The organism is Neobacillus niacini, from assembly GCF_000759675.1.
In the GTDB taxonomy this organism is placed as follows: domain Bacteria; phylum Bacillota; class Bacilli; order Bacillales; family Cytobacillaceae; genus Neobacillus; species Neobacillus niacini_A.
In genome coordinates, this window is record NZ_BAWM01000018.1 from 191,377 (window position 1) to 209,954 (window position 18,578).

Consider the following 18,578-nt stretch of genomic DNA (forward strand, 5'->3'; position numbering starts at 1 on the left):
TTTCTTCATATTATCAACACAATAGTTACAGATAGTGAAAAATGCGAAAAGGGCTGACAATTATGTGTCAGCCTTTTTCACATCTAAAGTTTTACTTTTTGCAATCGTAAAGCATTAAGAACAACTGACACAGAACTAAATGCCATAGCAGCACCAGCAAGCCAAGGAGCCAAGAAGCCGAGTGCAGCGAATGGGATCCCAAGTGAGTTATAGGCTAGTGCCCAGAAAAGATTTTGCTTAATATTAGTGATGGTCCTCTTACTCATGAAGATGGCGTCGGCAATGCTATTTAAATCGCCTCGAATAAGGGTAATATCGGCCGCTTCCATTGCCACATCTGTTCCGGTCCCTATAGCCATCCCAATATCCGCAACCGCTAGTGCTGGGGCATCGTTAATCCCATCACCGACCATTGCTACTTTTTTTCCTTGTGCCTGTAATTTCTTAATTTCGGCAGCCTTGCCATCTGGAAGAACTTCTGCAATGACGTGGTCAATTCCAGCTTGTTTTGCAATCGCTAATGCTGTCTGCTGATTATCACCAGTGATCATAATGACATCAAGCCCCATGGTTTTAAGGCGGTTAATAGCCTCCTTTGACGTTTCCTTAATGGTATCAGCGACAGCAACCGTACCTGCATATTGACCATTAATCGCCGCAAGCATCGCCGTTTTTCCTGCCTTTTCTAATTCATCCATTTTTTCGAAAGCGGCTGCAGCGTCTACATGATATTTATTCATTAATTTTCTTGTACCAACTAATAATTCTTTACCATCGACCATTGCTTTAATGCCAAAGCCAGGAATCGCTTCAAATTCAGTAACATCTTTAAAATTAATCCCTTTATCTTTAATACCTTGGACTATTGCTTGTGCTAATGGATGCTCCGATTGCTTTTCAGCTGAGCCAATCAATGATAATAATTCTTCCTCTTCAAACGTTTGGTCTGTGATTACATCCGTTAAAACAGGAGTACCGTTTGTTACTGTCCCGGTTTTATCCAATACTACTGTGGTAATCCGGTGGGTCATTTCTAAATGTTCTCCACCTTTAAAAAGAATGCCATATTCTGCCGCTCTTCCCGATCCAGCCATAATAGACGTTGGTGTTGCTAATCCTAATGCACATGGACAGGCAATTACAAGGACAGCGATCATTTTTTCTAAGGCTTCCGCAAAGTCTCCAGGAGCAGCCCACACATACCAGATAATAAAAGTAATAACTGCGATCCCAACCACGATTGGTACAAAAACTCCAGATATTTTATCAGCAAGTCTTTGAATCGGAGCCTTCGAGCCTTGTGCTTCTTCTACGACTTTAATTATTTGCGCTAGTGCTGTATCTCTGCCGACCTTTTTTGCCTCAACCTTTAGGAATCCATTTTTGTTAAGCGTTGCTCCAATCACATCATCACCGACAGTCTTATCAACTGGGACACTCTCCCCTGTAAGCATGGACTCATCAATCGCAGAATTTCCTTCAATTATTTTTCCGTCCACAGGTATTTTTTCGCCTGGCTTTATATAGAGAATATCTCCAACGACAACTTCCTCAAGCGGGATTTCTTGTTCTTGCCCATCTCTTTCAATTGTTGCTGTTTTAGCTTGAAGTCCCATTAGTTTCTTGATTGCTTCTGATGAACGACCTTTCGCTTTCGCTTCAAAAAGCTTACCTAAAATAATTAAGGTAATTAAAATTGAACTAGTTTCATAATAAAGCTCAACTCCATGTGCCTCCTCCATTAGTGACAATATAGATAAATATAAACTGTAAAAATAGGCTGCTGATGTCCCCAAAGCAACAAGTACATCCATATTAGCACTTTTATTTTTCAGTGCCTTATAGGCTCCAACATAGAACTGGGAACCAATAATAAACTGAACAGGTGTAGCTAGTGCCAGTTGAATCCACGGATTCATAAACGCTTCAGGGACCCAAATAAAGGATGTAAATGAAAAGTGTCCAACCATTGCCCATAATAATGGCAGGGAAAGAATGGCTGAAAAAATAAACTTGCCCGTTTGCTTTTTAATCTCCTTTTGACGGTGGTCGCTTGTTTCCTTTACGTCTTCCTTTAAATGAGCCCCATAACCTAGCTTATCAACTTTTTCTATGATGTCACTTGGTGTTAAGACAGAACCATTGTATTCCACCGTGGCTTTTTCAAGAGCTAAATTCACATTTGCCAATACAACACCATCTAGTTTATTTAAGCCTTTTTCTATTCTTGTTGAGCACGCGGCACAAGTCATCCCAGTAATATCAAACTCGGCCTTTTCAGTAACCACGTCATAACCAAGATCCCGAATCTTTTTCTCAATATCTTCGACCTTTAGTTTTTGTGGATCGTATTTAATCGCTGATTTTTCTAAAGCCAGATTGACCGTTGCTGTTTCAACACCTTTTAATTTATTTAGTCCTTTTTCAATCCTCAGCGCACAAGCTGCACAGGTCATTCCAGAGATTTGTAGATTGGTTTCTTTTAAATTTTGATTCATAAAAGCCACCCCTTCATACCCCGTACGGGTATATTTTTTTGTAAAAAGAACGTGCTAATCGCTAGCACGTGTCTTTTCTAATTTTTACTCCACGTCGTATCCTTGATCATCAATCGCTTCTTTGATTTTATCCAGTGATACCTCTTGGTTGTTAAATTCAACATCCACTGTATTCGCTTTTAAATTAACTTTAACAGCGCTTACTCCGTTTAGTTCTCCGACACTGCCTTCAACTGCTTTTACACAATGATCACAAGACATCCCTTGTACGTTTAAAGTAACTTTTTCCATTGTATATACACCCTTTCCTAATTAACACTTTTTTAACCTTTTAATGCAGGTAAGGTTCTTAATACTATTAAACCATACCCCCCTACCCTATGTAAAGTGTTTATTAAAAATTTATTTCTTATTTTCCAACTTTCACATTTTGTTCATACAGCCATATTTTTATCCAAGAGTTCTGCTACAAAGACCAATAGGTAATGGAGTCAAATATCCCAAGCAGGATAATCAAAATTCCTGAAACTCTTTGTATGGAAGCGCCATGCTTTCTTCCCTTTTTCATTAACACTCCGCCTCCGCCTAAGTACCATATAATGAAAATAAAGAGGATAAGCGGCAAAGCAGTTCCAAATGCAAATATGGAAGGCAGGACAAACCCGTATGAACTGGACAATACAATCGGCATCAAGGTAACAAAAAACAGGATAAACATTGTTGGACAAAAAGCCAGAGAAAAACTGAAACCCAACATAAAAGAACCAAATGGCGTTTCCTGTTTGTAATCATTAGGTCCTTTAAATAAATTGATTGTCCCTCTTAGTTTTATTAATCCAATCATATATAACCCAACAATGATTAATAATGGTCCCATAATTTTGCGGATCCAAGGAAAATACGAAATTAAGCTTTCTTGAATTTCTCTTCCTACTATCCATACAAGACCTCCTAATAAAGAGAAAGCAGCCACTTTACCTAAAGTGAAAAAAATAACATCCTTCCAAACAACTTTTTCTTGAAAGGAGCGGTTCCCATATAAAGTTAATGCACTGATGTTTCCAGTCAGTTGACAGGGTGCTAAAGCACCAACAATCCCCAAGAGCAAGGCAAAAATGATTGGCAAAGACTCCAAGTTATTGGCAATGATAAAAAACGGTTTACTTACAAATGAACTAAATTGGCTCAAAATATTGTACATATGATCACCTGAATTCTAGTAAATAGGGCTATTTACTAATTACTACTATTTCAATAGTACTCAGATTATATGAAGATGGGATGAAGAGATTTCGACAATTCTGCGACAACTACATTAAAGGGGTGAAAGCATCGGAAATTACCGATGCTTTCAGGGAATCTATTTAATTTCTACTACGTAAGGATATACAAATACCTCGCCGTTAAACTTAAACTCTGCCCATATTTTATATACACCAGGTTTTGAAAATTTTGTAGCAAATACAGGCTCAGTTCCTTCAAGAGGATGTACGTGAATATAATTTTCGCCTTTTTCGTCAAGTATAACTACATGACCTAAAGCTCCAAGATACTGTTCTGGGGTTTCTCCTCCTAAATCAAATGTAAGTTGGATTTCCTTGTTTGTCTTTAATGAACTAGGAAGCAGACTTACTTTATGTCCGCCAGCTTCTTTCGTTAGTTCGGAGTCAACCATTAGAGAGCCTTCATTATGTTCTATATGATTTTCTCCAACCTTGAACGTAATTGGCTCTACTTTATATACCTTACCTTTCGGTTTAATATCAACAAATGCTTTATACTCCCCTGACTGTAATGAATGGGAAATTTTAAACACACCAGGCTCGTTTGTTTGAGGATGGAGATGGTGATACTCTTTCAAATCTGAACTAACTACGATTAAATGCAACAACTTTTCGTGATTCACATCTAAATCTGATACAGCTCTATGTCTTTCAAAGTAATAATCAATTCACCATTTACTACTTGGAGACTAGGGTTAACCTCACTTTCACCACTGTGGTTTTCTCCATTTTCTTGATGTACCTGACCATGAGAATCCCCTACGTCTTGCTCATGAACTACTTTTGTTTCTTCATGAATTGCATCTTTCTTTCCATGAGTTTCTGGTTCGGTTACAGAAGCATAAACATAATATCCACTAACAGCCACCAGCAGGTAAACAAGAGCTGATATTGCCCATTTTTTCATATCCTTTCACTCCTTAATAATATTAATTAACCCTTAACCCCCCATACCTCTACGGGGTATATTTTTAAAAAAAAGAGAGAGTGCTAATAAATAGCACGTTTCATAAAGTTCCTTACATATTTATCATCATTCTAAGGTGCATACCTTGTTAACTACTTTATGAAAAGATTATATTATACCCTGGTATAGTATGTAAAGGGATAAATTTACATTTATTTAGTTATTTCTACTTCTTTATTTTAGTAAGCTTGCACGCTAGGATTGTAATTTTTTTGTAAACATATACAAATTAACGAAAACTAAAGATAGACTTATTTTATAATACTTGAAATCTTCTATAGGGGGACATATGAAACAAAATAAACTAGCTTTACTGATTGAAATCCTTGTCGTTTCAACAAAGCTTGGTCTTACATCATTTGGTGGTCCGATTGCTCATTTAGGATATTTTCATGAGGAATATGTTCGTAAGAGAAAGTGGCTCGATGAACAGGGATATGCCAATTTAGTAGCTCTTTGTCAATTCTTGCCCGGTCCAGCTAGCAGTCAGGTTGGGATTGGCATTGGTGTATTGCGTGGAGGGCTACTTGGAGGAGTTTTGGCATTTATTGGTTTTACCTTACCTTCTGTCATAGCGCTTATCCTATTTGCTCTCCTACTACAAGGGATGGATATTGAAAAAGCGGGTTGGATTCACGGTTTAAAAATTGTGGCCGTTGCCGTGGTTGCACATGCTATTAGTGGTATGGCGTCCAAATTAACTCCGGATTTATCACGAAAATCAATTTCTTTGTTTGCCTTGATATCTACTCTTCTTTGGCAAACAGCTTATACACAGGTAAGTGTAATTCTAATTTCAGCAGCTGCAGGTTATTTTATCTATAAGGAGCAGAAAGAAGATTTCCCCACGGAAATTCAGTTTTCAATCTCTCGAAAATTTGCATTCATTTGTTTAGGTTTATTCTTTGGACTACTGATTGTACTTCCTATTGTAAGAGAGTTGACCAATTTAAGCTGGGTGGCAATGTTCGATAGCTTTTATCGCTCAGGTTCGTTAGTATTTGGCGGTGGGCATGTGGTTTTACCGTTGTTGGAACGTGAATTTGTTCCAGGTGGATGGCTCAGTAAAGAAGCGTTCCTAGCAGGATATGGTGCTGCCCAAGCTGTACCTGGCCCATTGTTTACCTTTGCTGCATATATTGGTGCTGTTGTGGATGGCTGGGCTGGAGGCTTACTGGCAACCTTTGCAATCTTTCTTCCTGCTTTCTTGTTGATATTGGGTACATTACCATTTTGGGAAAGCTTAAGCCGTAATCCAAAAATAAAAGGAGCATTAATGGGCGTAAACGCAGCAGTTGTTGGCATTTTAATTTCTGCCTTTTATGATCCAATTTGGACTAGTTCGATAATGGCACCTATTGATTTTGCTTTTGCTGCCCTATTGTTTAGCATGCTTGCCTATTGGAAACTGCCACCTTGGGTGATTGTGGTTACTGGAATCATTGGAGGTTACTTACTTAGTTTGATTGGATAATTATTGTAAAAAAACGAGGATGCCCCATGGGACATCCTCGTTTTATCTTTTTATAAACCACACTTAAGTTGTGTACCACAGTTAGAACATGTATTACAGCCGCCAATTTCTTTTACTTTACCTTTACGGCAAACAGGACAGGTGTTGCCAACTTCAGAACCAATCGTTACATCTGTTGAACGAAGGTCACTAATGGTATCAACAAGTACCACGTGCTGTTTAGTTTTTTCTGTGAATGTTGGAATCTCGTTTTCTTCTGCTTTAAGGGTAAGGACTTGTGAATCACGTGACCCATCCACATAGACTGTACCACCCTTAGCTCCGCCTTTGTAAAGACGCTCATATACTTTTTCCACTTGTTCAACACTATATCCTTGTGGAGCATTAACAGTTTTACTAATAGAACTGTCAATCCAACGCTGAATAACACATTGAACATCTGCATGTGCTTCAGGTGCCAGCTCCATCGCTGCAACAAACCAGCTCGGAAGATTATCTGGATCTGCTTCTGGGTGTTTATCAAGGTATTCTTGAACGATATCAGCTTTTACTTCAATAAATTTCCCTAAACGTCCACTTCGGAAATAAGAGAATGAGAAATAAGGTTCTAATCCAGTTGAAACGCCAACCATTGTTCCAGTACTCACTTTTGTTACTCTCTATAAATCTTTATAGAGGGCGGGAATATTAGTACCCGCTCCATATGTCGCCATATGGGTCAGACTCTATCACCAACCATAAATTATTATGGTTGCTCAGCGTATAGTCGTTGAGGGGTCAGCCACGACTTCCCTGCGGATTGTCTGGTAGGCTATGAGCCAACACTCTTACATTTTTACCCGATTACTTGTTGGCAAGACAAAGGTAGTAAGAGATACGCCAGGGTTTCCCGCATATAGCTAAGTTTACGCAGCGCTCTTACGAACACTGGGGGCAATTACTTTACCCGTTGGAGCAACAGTTAGCAAATGTGAATTTCTTATTCCATTTTCTAATATCGATTGACGAACATCTTCAGGCATTTTTTTCATATATCCTGTATCAATAAATGCTTGTCGTAATCGATTTGTTTCTTCTCGTGTTTCACCGTTTAAGAATGGGAAGCTTCCCTTTTCCTTGGCTAATTCTACTGATGTTTTGTACGCTGTGGTTGCAATCACTTCAAAAACTTGATCAACAAGTTTATTTCCTTTTTCTGAACCGTACATCGTTTCACAGTAAATAAGCATATCGTGCAAGCCCATTACACCAAGACCAACTCGACGCTCTCCAAGAGCCTGTTTCTTATTTTCTTCAAGGAAGTATGGTGTTGCATTAATAACGTTATCCTGCATTCTAACGCCAACTGCAACTGTTTTCTTTAACTTCTCAAAATCTACTGTTTTTGTCTCTTTATCAGCCATTTCTGCAAGATTAACAGCTGCAAGGTTACAAACAGAAAATGGAGCGAGCGGTTGCTCCCCACATGGATTTGTTGCTACTACTTGCTGTCCATAAGCTTTTGCATTTGTCATTTCGTTGGCATTGTCGATGAAAAATATTCCTGGCTCTGCAGAATAAGTTGCACAAATGTTTATAAGATTCCAAAGTTCTTTTGCTTGGATTTTCTTATAAACTCGTATTTTGTGGCCAAGTTTTTCCCACTCGCGAACGTCTCCAACTTTATGCCATTCTTCATTGTAAATCTTCATTTCCTCTTTATTATAAATTTCAACATATGGGAAACGAAGCTCATACTCACTATCTTTTTCAACCGCGTCCATAAATTCCTTCGTTAAACAAATTGAAATGTTCGCTCCTGTTAAGAATTCTGAATTATGAACGGTATAGTTACCACCAGTTTGAAGCTTCTCTTCAGCCTCAGCAATGATTTCTTCACTAAAACCACCAGTGCCTGGTATATGTTTATAATTAACAATTCCTTGATACATTGCTTTCTCCTGGACAGTTAACGGAGTAAATTTAAGTTTGTCCTTAGCATGTTTCTTAATTGTTTCATCGTTTGTATTTTCAATTAAAAACCGTAGTATTCTAGGGTTTTGCATTTTTGAAATAATAAATTCAATAACATCTGGATGCCAGTCCGACAACATGATCATTTGGGCGCCCCTGCGCGACCCACCTTGTTCTACTAAATGTGTCAATTTCGCGATATCATCTAACCACGAAACCGAACCAGATGATTTGCCATTTACGCCTCTTGCCAAAGTGTTTCGAGGTCGTAAAGTAGATCCGTTAGTTCCTACACCACCGCCGCGGCTCATGATTTCCATTACCTGCTTACGGTGATCTGAGATACCTTCACGTGAATCTGGAACGAAAGGCATTACGTAGCAGTTAAAGAATGTCACATCTGTTTCTGCCCCAGCTCCATATAGGACACGCCCAGCTGGAATGAAGTTCATCGTAACGAGTTCTTGATAAAACTTTTCAAACCATTCTTTTCTCTTCTCTTCTGTTTCCTCAACAGAGGCAAGGCCAGTTGCATTTCGCTTGGCAATTTGCTCATAGAACAATTCCAAAGGTTTTTCAATCACATCTAGTGATCTCCAAATTAAACCTGTGGCACTTTCTTCAGGGTCATCAAGAACACCTCTAAATTCCTCTTCCACTAAAACCTTTGCTTTTTTACGCTCCCAATCTATTTCCATGATGTATCCAAGTCCGCGTGCCGGGAATTTTGGATCCTCTTTAATCGTGAGTACAACAAAGTCGCCATTTGTAAGGGTTATTTTTGCAGTGTCTTTAAAGGTGTAACGGTCTAACATGACCAATCGAGAAACACCCTTATGAGTTATTTTCATATCTGGGGTTACTGGGTGCACCTGGGGGAATAAGTGGATATCCTCATTCAACCTTTCAAAATCAATATTCATTTTTTGTCTAAAAACTACAGACATGAGAACAACTCCTTCAAAAAATTCTATATATTGTGTGAAATTCTAGTAAGCGAGACTATATCTTGTATTTCTTGTTGACTTAATATAAATAAATTAACACAGATAGGATGCACAAATCAATATATAGTACCGAAAATATTTTCGACAGTACTACATATTGTGTTCAGGCAGAAAAACACAAGTTTGTCAAACTCAAAATAAACTAGAAACAGGAGAAAAGATAAGATATCTCTTAAATTTCGGCATAATACAGGAAAATTTAACAAATTTCGCAGGTTGCGATTTTTATTTACAGAAAATTTACGGTAAAAAAGGAGATAACATGATTATCGAGAATATTAAAAAAGGTATACTTAAAAAAAGAATTATTTAAAGGAGGAAGTATAGATGATAGCACATATTGAAAAAGTTGCAACTAGCTATTCTGCCACATATGAACGCCATCTTAAACATCCTGTGGAAGATGTATGGACTTATTTAACCGATAACGAAAAACTGCCAAAATGGTTTTCAGAGTTACGTATAGACGAGCTTCGTGAAGGCGGGGTTATTAAGTTTGACATAGGAAATGGTACCTTTGAGGAAATGGAAATTCTTGATCTTGAGATGCAATCAGTTTTGGAGTATACGTGGGGAGAGGACGTTGTCCGTTTTGAGTTGTCTCACGAACCCAATGGATGTTTATTAGTTTTTAAAGAGAAGATTAACACTATCACTGCCCATACCCCAAGGGATCTAGCAGGCTGGCATGTTTGTTTAGACGTAATTCAAGCATTGATGGATGGCAGGACAATTGAACGGAGTGAAGAATGGAAAATCTGGTACGAAAAGTATGTAAAGGAAATCGAAAAAGTAACGCAACAATAATAAAAACAGGCGAACCCCTAAAAATGGATTCGCCTGTTCATTTTATCTTTTATAATTCCACTCATCGTTTTCATATCGCTCTTTTGCAATTTTGTTAACGTATGCAAGTTCTTCTTCTGTTAATTGATAGGATTCGAGTTCGATATTAAGTCCCTCTGCAAAGCCTTTATAAAAAGCTTCTTTTGCTTCCTCTAAAGTAATTTTTCTAGGACTGATTTCATTAATGGCCACAGCTTTACTTTTAAAAGCAGATTTCATTCGTTCCTTTACTCTCTCATTAGGATATTTAAATAAACTGAACAGCTTATCTTCATCTAAATCTAATAAAATCGATCCGTGCTGGAGGATGACCCCCTTTTGCCTTGTCTGCGCACTTCCTGCAACCTTACGACCTTCGACCACAAGCTCATACCAGCTTGGTGCGTCAAAACATACTGCTGAACGAGGATTCTTAAGTGCACTTCGTTCTTCATCTGTTCTTGGGACTGCAAAGAAGGCTTCTAATCCAAGTTGGTGAAATCCTTTTAAGATTCCTTCAGAAATAACACGATACGCCTCTGTTACCGTTTTAGGCATTTCTGGGTGGTCTTCCGAAACAATGACACTGTAAGTAAGTTCATGCTCATGCAGCACGCCGCGACCGCCTGTAGGTCTTCTAACAAACCCTAATCCATGGGCTTTTACTGCCTCTAAATCAATTTCCTTTTCAACCTTTTGGAAATATCCAATTGAAAGTGTCGCAGGTTCCCAGCCATAGAAGCGAATAACAGGAGGTATTTTCCCCTCGCTATGCCAATCGAGTAATGCCTCATCCAACGCCATGTTAAATGATGGGGAACAATTACCTGAATCTATAAAACGCCATACCTCTTTCTTCATATAAAAAACCTCATCTTTATGTAGTTTACTCTTGTTTTAGTCTACCAAAATCTGATATGAATTCAAAACAAGATGTTTCTGATATAATCTAATATGTAAAAAGAAATATTTTGTCGTTTATTCTTTATCTTTACACGATTGACTTATATAATAATACATAGTGTAACAAGCTTGAAAGGAGCAATAGAAATTGAATTCACTTTATGTCCTACTAGTCATAATAGTAGCAGTTTTAGCTTATTCCGTTTTCACCTATTTTTATCAAAAAAGGATTGTTAAAACGGTAACGGAAGAGGAATTTCGTGCCGGTTATCGAAAAGCACAGCTAATCGATGTTCGTGAACCAAACGAATTCGAAGCAGGTCATATTTTAGGAGCCCGCAATATCCCAATGTCGCAAATAAAAATGCGGATGAAGGAACTTCGTCCTGATTTACCTGTTTACTTATATGACCAAAGCGGCATGCGCAGTGCCCGTGCAGCACAATTTTTACACCGTAAAGGTTACAAGGATCTTACCCAGCTTCAAGGCGGGTTCAAAAAATGGTCTGGAAAAGTTAAAACTAAAAAATAATCCAATGAGGACTTCCGTTGAGCGGAAGTCTTTTTTTGTTACTTTCCATAATAAAATTCAATGATTTTTACCCAATTTCCTTCCTGCACCAAATGTCGGGCACAATAACGAAAAAGGGTAGGATTCAGCTTCCTGAATCCTACCCTTTCTTCTATATTATGCCTTTTGGTATTTTAAGATTGGTTTACGAGCGGCAGTTGCTTCGTCCATACGTCCGACAACGGTTGTATGTGGTGCTTCTTGAACAATTTCTGGGTTCTCTTCTACTTCTTTCGCAATTTGAATCATGATGTCAACGAATGAATCTAGAGTCTCTTTCGATTCTGTTTCAGTAGGCTCAATCATGATACATTCCTCAACATTTAACGGGAAGTAAATGGTTGGCGGATGGTAGCCAAAATCAAGCAGTCGTTTTGCAATATCCAAGGTACGAACACCTAATTTTTTCTGTCTTCTTCCACTTAAAACAAATTCATGTTTGCAATGCTTATCAAATGGAAGATCATAATACTCAGCAAGTCTTCTCATCATGTAGTTTGCATTTAGTACAGCATACTCCGTTACTGCTTTTAAGCCATCAGGACCCATTGAACGGATGTAAGTGTAAGCACGAACATTGATTCCAAAGTTACCATAGAAAGGCTTCACACGACCGATTGATTGCGGACGGTCATAATCAAACACATACTCGTCTCCACGTTTTGAAATAATCGGCTTTGGTAAAAACGGAATTAGGTCTTCTTTTACACCAACAGGACCTGATCCTGGACCTCCGCCGCCATGTGGACCCGTAAAAGTTTTATGAAGATTTAAGTGAACAACATCAAATCCCATATCTCCAGGTCTTGCTTTTGATAGAACGGCATTTAAGTTTGCTCCATCATAATAGAGCTTACCACCAGCACCATGAACAATTTCAGCCATCTCAACAATGTTTTCTTCAAAAAGTCCAAGTGTATTTGGGTTGGTTAACATTAAAGCAGCGGTATCTTCCCCGACAACTCTTCTTAAATCATCAAGGTCAACTAAACCATACTCATTTGATTTAACAGTAATCGTTTCAAGCCCTGCTACCGTTGCAGATGCTGGATTAGTTCCATGCGCTGAATCAGGAACGATAACCTTAGTACGCTTTAGATCCCCATTTGCCTCATGGTAGGCACGAATCATCATTAATCCAGTCCATTCGCCATGTGCTCCAGCTGCTGGCTGCAATGTGACTTCGTCCATTCCTGTGATTTCAATTAAATGCTGCTGCAAATCATACAACAGTTCAAGAGCTCCTTGGACAGAGCTTTCGTCCTGAAGGGGATGGACGTGAGCAAATCCATTGAAACGAGCTACATTTTCATTAATTTTTGGGTTATATTTCATTGTACAGGAGCCTAATGGATAAAAACCTGAATCAACTCCATGATTTCTCCGTGAAAGGGCCGTGTAATGACGCATAATATCAAGCTCTGAAACCTCTGGCAGCTCTGGTTCTTCTTCGCGTAAATACCCTTCTGGAAGAAGGCTGCTAAGGTCTAATTCAGGAACATCCATTTCAGGGAGGCTGTATCCAATTCTTCCTGGTGTACTAAGTTCAAAAATGAGTGCCTGGTCTTGGTTATGCATTTAAATCCCCCACTTCTTTCACAAGAGTATCAATTTCTTCCTTCGATCTTTGTTCTGTAACAGCAACGAGCATATGATTAGCGAGATCTGGATAATCGCGGCCTAAATCGTATCCGCCAATAATTCCTTTTAGTAACAGCTCTTGATTAATTTCTTTTACTGGTTTATTTAATTTAACAACAAATTCATTAAATGAGTGACCATCATGGATGACTTCAAAACCAGCTTCTTTAAAAGCAGTTTTCGCATAATGAGCTTTCTGCAAGTTAGCAGCGGCGATTTCTCGAACACCTTTTTTACCAAGGGCTGTCATCGCTACTGAAGCTGCCAGGGCATTTAATGCTTGGTTAGAACAAATATTAGAGGTCGCTTTATCGCGACGGATATGTTGCTCACGGGCTTGAAGAGTTAATACAAAGCCACGTCGACCCTGATCATCTGCTGTCTGGCCGACTAGACGTCCAGGAACTTTACGCATTAACTTAGTGGTAACGGCGAAATATCCGCAGTGTGGACCGCCAAACGCTGTAGGTATTCCAAACGGCTGTGCATCACCAATAACAATGTCTGCTCCAAACTTCCCTGGAGGCGTTAATACTCCGAGCGATAGCGGGTTGCTTGAAACAACAAACAGAGACTTGTTAGCATGAATGATTTCTTCCAATTCCTTTAAAGGTTCAATTCGTCCGAAAAAGTTTGGATACTGAACGATAACTGCTGCAATCTCATCATTTGCCAATTCTTTTAAGGCTTCAAGATCAGTTACCCCATTATTAACAGGAACCTCAATCACTTCAAGATACTGTCCTTTTGCATATGTTTTGAGGACTTCCTTTGATTCAGGATGAACTGCACCTGAAACAAGGATTTTTTTACGTTTTGTATGACCTGCACTAAGCATTGCCGCTTCTGCAAGAGCTGTACCGCCGTCATACATAGAGGAGTTTGCAACATCCATGCCTGTTAATTCACAGATCATAGTCTGGAATTCAAAAATAGCTTGAAGCTCTCCTTGAGAAATTTCTGGCTGATAAGGTGTATAAGCTGTATAAAATTCAGAGCGGGAAATAACATGATCAACAATGACTGGCATATAATGGTCATAAACGCCTGCTCCTAAAAAGGACACATTTCTTTTTAAATCGGCATTACGAGAAGCCATGTTAAAAAGCTCTTTCATCAAAGCAGTCTCTGACTTTGCTGCCTTGATGTTATATTCACCTTTAAATCTTACTTTTTCTGGGATATCGTTGAATAATTCATCAACGGAATTAACGCCAATTGTTTCAAGCATTGCCTTTTTATCTTCTTCAGTCATAGGTAAATAACGATGTTTCATAGACCTAATCTCCCCTCGTGTTTACTTTTCTCGTTTATAAAAAGGTGTTGGTACTACTTTCGCCTTTAGGCGTTTTCCGCGAATTTCCACTTCAATTTCAGAATCTAGACCTGCATATTCATTTTTAATAAGAACAAGTCCAATATTCTTTTTCAAGGATGGTGATTGAGTTCCAGTTGTTACCTCACCAATAAGCTCCTCGCCTTTATAAACTGGGTATTCATGACGCGGTATTCCACGGTCAATCATTTCAATACCTACTAATTTTCTTGCTGCACCCTTTTCTTTTTGCTGCTTAAGTGCTTCTTTTCCAATAAAATCAGCTTCTTTATTTAACTTAACTGCAAAGCCAACTCCCGCTTCAAGTGGAGTGATTTCAGGTGATAATTCTTGGCCATAAAGAGCAAGAGTCGCTTCAAATCGAAGTGTATCTCTAGCACCTAAGCCACATGGTATAACGCCTTCCTCTTCCCCAGCAGATAAAATCGTATTCCAAAGTTCAACTGCGTCTGATGAATCACAATATACTTCAAACCCATCCTCACCAGTATAACCAGTTCGTGAGATAAGAGCATTTTTACCGTTTAGTTTAACGTCCTGTTGAAACTTAAAAAAGCCAATTCCACTTAAATCGGTATCACCTGCGAGCTTTTGAAGGACTTTTTCAGCAAGTGGTCCTTGCAGAGCCAATTGTGCCATTTTTTCAGATAGGTTTTCTATCGAAACATCCCCGTCTAAATGGTCCTCAAGCCATTTATAATCCTTTTCAATATTCGATGCGTTAACAACCAATAGATAATGATGGTCTTCAATTTTATAGACAAGCAGATCATCGACAGTACCGCCATTTTCATAACACATTGCCGTGTACTGTGCACCGCCATTTTTAATTTTTGATATGTCGTTTGTTAACATCTTTTGCAAATAGTTTAAACTATCGGGTCCTTTTACTTCGACTTCTCCCATATGAGAAACATCAAATAAACCAGCCCTCGTCCGGACAGCTTCATGTTCTTCCTTGATGCTTGAGAATTGAACAGGCAGGTCCCAGCCTCCAAAATCAATCGTTTTTCCACCATATCTTTTATACACTTCATATAGCGGTGTGCGTTTTAATTCAGTCATCAATAATCCCCCTTTAACCAAAGATGTTTTTCATTCGTTGTTACCTTTTTCAATTACTAGTGCAAAAACAACAAAAAAGGACAGAAAACCCCCTTAAATAAAAAGAAGGTCTCTGTCCTTGCACCTGAAAGTTTACCTTAACTGGCTTTCCCCTTTGGTGGCTGCTCTTTTTAGTCAGCACTCTCCAGAGCTGCGTCAAACAAGAGTTCTTTTGCCTGAGAGATTCACACGTTGTGCTTGCTCCTTCGGCGCTACATCTGTAGTCTCTCCCCTTGTCGTCATCCGCATTATAATATTTTCGCATTCGGGTCATACTAAAATATACATCTGAAATAAATTTATTTTATTACAATATTTAAAACTTTCAAAGCTATCTCCATCCTACCATTAAAGCATAAGGTGAGCAATAAATTTTTGTGCATATAGGAGCTGAAAACATGAATGTTGAAATAGAATTTGATTCCTCCTGGCAGGATGAATTTTTACATAGAATTGAGAACGATGGACCATGGGGAAACTGGGAGCTTTTTAAGCTGGCAGTTGGAGTTGAGAAACATCTGATTATCCCTGAATTTGAAGGCTTACAAGCACCTAAGCATTTGCCTAATCTAACTCCGCTTCCACATCAGCTCGAAACCGCAAAACAAGTGATTGAGAATATGAATGGAAAAGCCATTCTTGCAGATGAAGTAGGGCTTGGAAAAACAATCGAAGCTGGACTAATTTTAAAAGAATACATGATTCGTGGACTCGTAAAAAAAGTCTTGATTCTCGTCCCTGCTTCATTAGTAACCCAATGGTCATATGAATTAAATAGTAAGTTTTTTATTCCCGCCGTTTCCCAGAGGAAAAGCTATGTATGGGAGCAGTGCGATGTTGTGGTCTCGTCCATTGATACAGCAAAACGGGATCCTCACCAAGATATTATCAATAAGCTGGATTACGATTTAATCATTATCGATGAAGCACACAAGCTAAAGAATAATAAGACTAAAAACTATGAGTTTGTTCAAAATTTAAAAAAGAAATTTTGCCTTCTTCTCACTGCTACACCTATACAAAATCGAATTGGGGAAATCTTTAACCTCGTATCACTATTAAAACCTGGACATTTAGGCAGTGAAACAGCATTTTTTGAAAAATACAAACGGGATGCACGCTCATTAAATGATAATGAGCATTTAAAAGAGCTGGTAAATAAGGTAATGATTCGAAACCGGCGTGCCGATACAGGGATTGAATGGACGAAAAGACATGTTGAAACCATACCGATTGAATTTACACCTCAAGAAAAAGAGTTATATGAAGCCATTTCCGATTTAAAGAGCGAAGGCGATTGGGTCCAAACAAGTGCATTCTCGGTGATGACCCTACAGCGGGAAGCATGCAGCAGCAGAGAGGCAGTTTTTTATACCCTTAAAAATATGCATCAGAAAAAAGAGAATCCAACAAAGGCATTCGAAGACCAGATTCAATATTTAATTTCTAAGGTAGAAGCCGTTCAGTCCAACTCAAAAGCAGAAAAGGCTTTGGAATTGATACAAAAAATAAATGATAAGGTTATTATTTTCACCGAATACAGAGCAACCCAAATGTACCTGCAATGGTATTTAAAGCAAAACGGAATATCATCTGTTCCGTTCCGTGGGGGCTTTAAACGCGGCAAAAAGGACTGGATGCGCGAGCTATTTCAGAAGCATGCACAGGTACTGATTGCGACTGAAGCTGGTGGTGAGGGAATTAACCTTCAATTCTGTAATCATATAATTAATTTCGATTTACCGTGGAATCCAATGCGGCTGGAGCAGAGAATCGGGAGGATTCATCGTCTTGGTCAGGAAAAGGACGTTATGATCTATAATTTTGCGATCCAGAACACAGTGGAAGAACATATTTTAAAGCTACTATATGAAAAAATTGAACTATTTGAAAAAGTAATAGGTGATTTAGACGATATCTTAACAAAGTTAGACTTTGGAAGTATTGAAGATCATTTAATTGATATTTTTGGGCAATCATGCTCTGAGGGCGAAATGCGGATTAAGATGGAAAATCTTACATCGATGATTGATTTGGCAAAGGATATGCAGAAGGAGGAATCACATGCAGCAGCTGGAAATTCATAACTTTCTCGTGCGCTATTTTCAGGCAAATGAATGTGAAATTACTGAGAACGGTCCAGGGTACCTAACCGTTCAGTTATCTATTGAACTCGATAAGGAATTAATGAATCGACCTTTTTATTGGCATTACTTAGAAAAAACCGGTGGTGCTCCAAATCCAATGAAGCTTACTTTTATTACGAATCCACAGATAGCACCTGAAAATCTAAAAGGAGAAACCATACATTTTGGTTCTCCTCGCCTGCACCAAATATTTCAATCAACAAAGAAGCTTGCTAGCTACATCAGACTTTATGAGAATCACCGTAATAACAATCAACAAACTCCATTAATGCCTTGGCTATGTATGAATGTTAAGATATCGTACCAATGCGACCGTAAACGGGATATTTATAAATCAATTGGCTTGCAGCTCATAAATGGACAAATGATTGAGGGTTTTCATGAACGACTGCAAAATGTTCAACTGACTCCCAAAATACCGGATTATTCATTTACGCTTTCACCGCTTGTAAAACCCAAAAGCGGGATGTCGAGAATCGAAAACTATTTGAAAGCAATGATTGAAGAAGATAATCATTCTTGGGCAGAGGATGCACGAAATCGCTGGGAGCAAGATTTGCAGCTTCTTCACCATTTTTACGAGGATGCGCAAGAAGAAAATGAAAGTTATGAAACCGAGAAAAAAGCCTTACAGGACCAATATGAACCAAAAATAAACATATCCTTTATCAATGGCGGATTGTTTTATTTAACCGACACTGCTGTTTAAAAAATAGGCTGTGTTAAAGGTAAATGTTGATTTTATAACTATGTTGATTTGTGCGGAAGGCGCGAGACTCCTCGAAAATGCTATTGCATTTCCTTCGTGCGGTGATTATTCAATGAAGATTATTCAATGTCCTGCAGGAGGACGGGACAAGGGAGACCCC

The 18,578-nt window shown here is 38.6% G+C and carries 14 protein-coding genes, 2 pseudogenes and 1 riboswitch; of the genes and pseudogenes, 5 read left to right on the forward strand and 11 right to left on the reverse strand.

Annotation, left to right across the window (positions count from 1 at the left end; translation table 11 throughout):
* Positions 1-83: 83 nt before the first annotated feature.
* From TR08_RS09150 to TR08_RS30230, 5 genes are all read right to left on the reverse strand, one after another.
* On the reverse strand, positions 84-2,498 hold the full coding sequence (locus TR08_RS09150; protein WP_045517574.1) for a heavy metal translocating P-type ATPase: 2,415 nt from the start codon (positions 2,496-2,498) through the stop codon (positions 84-86).
* 84 nt (positions 2,499-2,582) lie between these two features.
* Positions 2,583-2,789: a copper chaperone CopZ gene (gene copZ, locus TR08_RS09155; RefSeq protein WP_045517575.1), complete on the reverse strand. Its 207-nt coding sequence runs from the start codon at positions 2,787-2,789 to the stop codon at positions 2,583-2,585.
* A 175-nt stretch (positions 2,790-2,964) separates the two neighbouring features.
* The gene (locus TR08_RS09160; RefSeq protein WP_045517577.1) at positions 2,965-3,699 is read right to left on the reverse strand and encodes an urease accessory protein UreH domain-containing protein; all 735 of its coding nucleotides are present in this window, start codon (positions 3,697-3,699) and stop codon (positions 2,965-2,967) included.
* A gap of 159 nt (positions 3,700-3,858) precedes the next feature.
* Complete coding sequence (locus TR08_RS30225) at positions 3,859-4,404, reverse strand: hypothetical protein (protein ID WP_152597373.1); 546 nt, start codon at positions 4,402-4,404, stop codon at positions 3,859-3,861.
* 2 nt (positions 4,405-4,406) lie between these two features.
* Positions 4,407-4,688, reverse strand: coding sequence for a hypothetical protein (locus tag TR08_RS30230; RefSeq protein ID WP_052427397.1), 282 nt, complete (start codon positions 4,686-4,688; stop codon positions 4,407-4,409).
* A 349-nt stretch (positions 4,689-5,037) separates the two neighbouring features.
* Here TR08_RS30230 and chrA point away from each other — a divergent pair, with 349 nt between their 5' ends.
* Complete coding sequence (gene chrA / locus TR08_RS09170; protein ID WP_045517579.1) at positions 5,038-6,222, forward strand: chromate efflux transporter; 1,185 nt, start codon at positions 5,038-5,040, stop codon at positions 6,220-6,222.
* Between the two features lie 50 nt (positions 6,223-6,272).
* On the opposite strand, the pseudogene TR08_RS09175 reads toward chrA, so the two are convergent.
* Positions 6,273-6,866 (reverse strand): annotated as a pseudogene (locus tag TR08_RS09175) (hypothetical protein); the annotation flags it as partial.
* A gap of 300 nt (positions 6,867-7,166) precedes the next feature.
* Positions 7,167-9,122: pseudogene (locus TR08_RS09180) on the reverse strand (vitamin B12-dependent ribonucleotide reductase); the annotation flags it as partial.
* Between the two features lie 387 nt (positions 9,123-9,509).
* Between TR08_RS09180 and TR08_RS09185 the strand changes: the two are divergent.
* On the forward strand, positions 9,510-9,989 hold the full coding sequence (locus TR08_RS09185; RefSeq protein ID WP_045517583.1) for an SRPBCC family protein: 480 nt from the start codon (positions 9,510-9,512) through the stop codon (positions 9,987-9,989).
* 42 nt (positions 9,990-10,031) lie between these two features.
* Here the strand turns inward: TR08_RS09185 and TR08_RS09190 are convergent, their stop codons facing one another.
* Positions 10,032-10,868, reverse strand: coding sequence for a lipoate--protein ligase family protein (locus tag TR08_RS09190; RefSeq protein WP_045517584.1), 837 nt, complete (start codon positions 10,866-10,868; stop codon positions 10,032-10,034).
* 190 nt (positions 10,869-11,058) lie between these two features.
* Between TR08_RS09190 and TR08_RS09195 the strand changes: the two genes are divergently transcribed.
* On the forward strand, positions 11,059-11,442 hold the full coding sequence (locus tag TR08_RS09195) for a rhodanese-like domain-containing protein (protein WP_045517585.1): 384 nt from the start codon (positions 11,059-11,061) through the stop codon (positions 11,440-11,442).
* Between the two features lie 156 nt (positions 11,443-11,598).
* Here TR08_RS09195 and gcvPB read toward each other — a convergent pair whose 3' ends face one another.
* Genes gcvPB through gcvT form a run of 3 tightly spaced genes read right to left on the reverse strand, consistent with a single transcriptional unit; the run spans position 11,599 to position 15,523 of the window.
* A complete protein-coding gene (gene gcvPB / locus TR08_RS09200) occupies positions 11,599-13,059 on the reverse strand; it encodes an aminomethyl-transferring glycine dehydrogenase subunit GcvPB (protein ID WP_045517590.1) in 1,461 nt (486 codons plus the stop codon).
* Positions 13,052-14,398, reverse strand: coding sequence for an aminomethyl-transferring glycine dehydrogenase subunit GcvPA (gcvPA, locus tag TR08_RS09205; protein WP_045517591.1), 1,347 nt, complete (start codon positions 14,396-14,398; stop codon positions 13,052-13,054). The genes gcvPB and gcvPA overlap by 8 nt, the downstream gene beginning before the upstream one ends.
* Before the next feature lie 21 nt (positions 14,399-14,419).
* A complete protein-coding gene (gcvT, locus tag TR08_RS09210) occupies positions 14,420-15,523 on the reverse strand; it encodes a glycine cleavage system aminomethyltransferase GcvT (RefSeq protein ID WP_045517593.1) in 1,104 nt (367 codons plus the stop codon).
* A gap of 193 nt (positions 15,524-15,716) precedes the next feature.
* Positions 15,717-15,805, reverse strand: a riboswitch (glycine riboswitch).
* Between the two features lie 155 nt (positions 15,806-15,960).
* Between gcvT and TR08_RS09215 the strand changes: the two genes are divergently transcribed.
* Positions 15,961-17,649, forward strand: coding sequence for a DEAD/DEAH box helicase (locus tag TR08_RS09215; protein ID WP_045517594.1), 1,689 nt, complete (start codon positions 15,961-15,963; stop codon positions 17,647-17,649).
* Positions 17,627-18,418 carry a YqhG family protein gene (locus tag TR08_RS09220; RefSeq protein WP_045517595.1) on the forward strand — a complete coding sequence of 264 codons (792 nt, stop codon included), beginning with the start codon at positions 17,627-17,629 and terminating at the stop codon, positions 18,416-18,418. The genes TR08_RS09215 and TR08_RS09220 overlap by 23 nt, the downstream gene beginning before the upstream one ends.
* Positions 18,419-18,578 lie beyond the last annotated feature (160 nt).

What these genes read in the sequence shown, in the direction of transcription:
- TR08_RS09150 (WP_045517574.1), bottom strand. Translation starts at nt 2,498, where the DNA reads ATGAATCAAAATTTAAAAGAAACCAATCTACAAATCTCTGGAATGACC.
- copZ (WP_045517575.1), bottom strand. Translation starts at nt 2,789, where the DNA reads ATGGAAAAAGTTACTTTAAACGTACAAGGGATGTCTTGTGATCATTGT.
- TR08_RS09160 (WP_045517577.1), bottom strand. Translation starts at nt 3,699, where the DNA reads ATGTACAATATTTTGAGCCAATTTAGTTCATTTGTAAGTAAACCGTTT.
- TR08_RS30230 (WP_052427397.1), bottom strand. Translation starts at nt 4,688, where the DNA reads ATGAAAAAATGGGCAATATCAGCTCTTGTTTACCTGCTGGTGGCTGTT.
- chrA (WP_045517579.1), top strand. Translation starts at nt 5,038, where the DNA reads ATGAAACAAAATAAACTAGCTTTACTGATTGAAATCCTTGTCGTTTCA.
- TR08_RS09185 (WP_045517583.1), top strand. Translation starts at nt 9,510, where the DNA reads ATGATAGCACATATTGAAAAAGTTGCAACTAGCTATTCTGCCACATAT.
- TR08_RS09190 (WP_045517584.1), bottom strand. Translation starts at nt 10,868, where the DNA reads ATGAAGAAAGAGGTATGGCGTTTTATAGATTCAGGTAATTGTTCCCCA.
- gcvPB (WP_045517590.1), bottom strand. Translation starts at nt 13,059, where the DNA reads ATGCATAACCAAGACCAGGCACTCATTTTTGAACTTAGTACACCAGGA.
- gcvPA (WP_045517591.1), bottom strand. Translation starts at nt 14,398, where the DNA reads ATGAAACATCGTTATTTACCTATGACTGAAGAAGATAAAAAGGCAATG.
- gcvT (WP_045517593.1), bottom strand. Translation starts at nt 15,523, where the DNA reads ATGACTGAATTAAAACGCACACCGCTATATGAAGTGTATAAAAGATAT.
- TR08_RS09215 (WP_045517594.1), top strand. Translation starts at nt 15,961, where the DNA reads ATGAATGTTGAAATAGAATTTGATTCCTCCTGGCAGGATGAATTTTTA.
- TR08_RS09220 (WP_045517595.1), top strand. Translation starts at nt 17,627, where the DNA reads ATGCAGCAGCTGGAAATTCATAACTTTCTCGTGCGCTATTTTCAGGCA.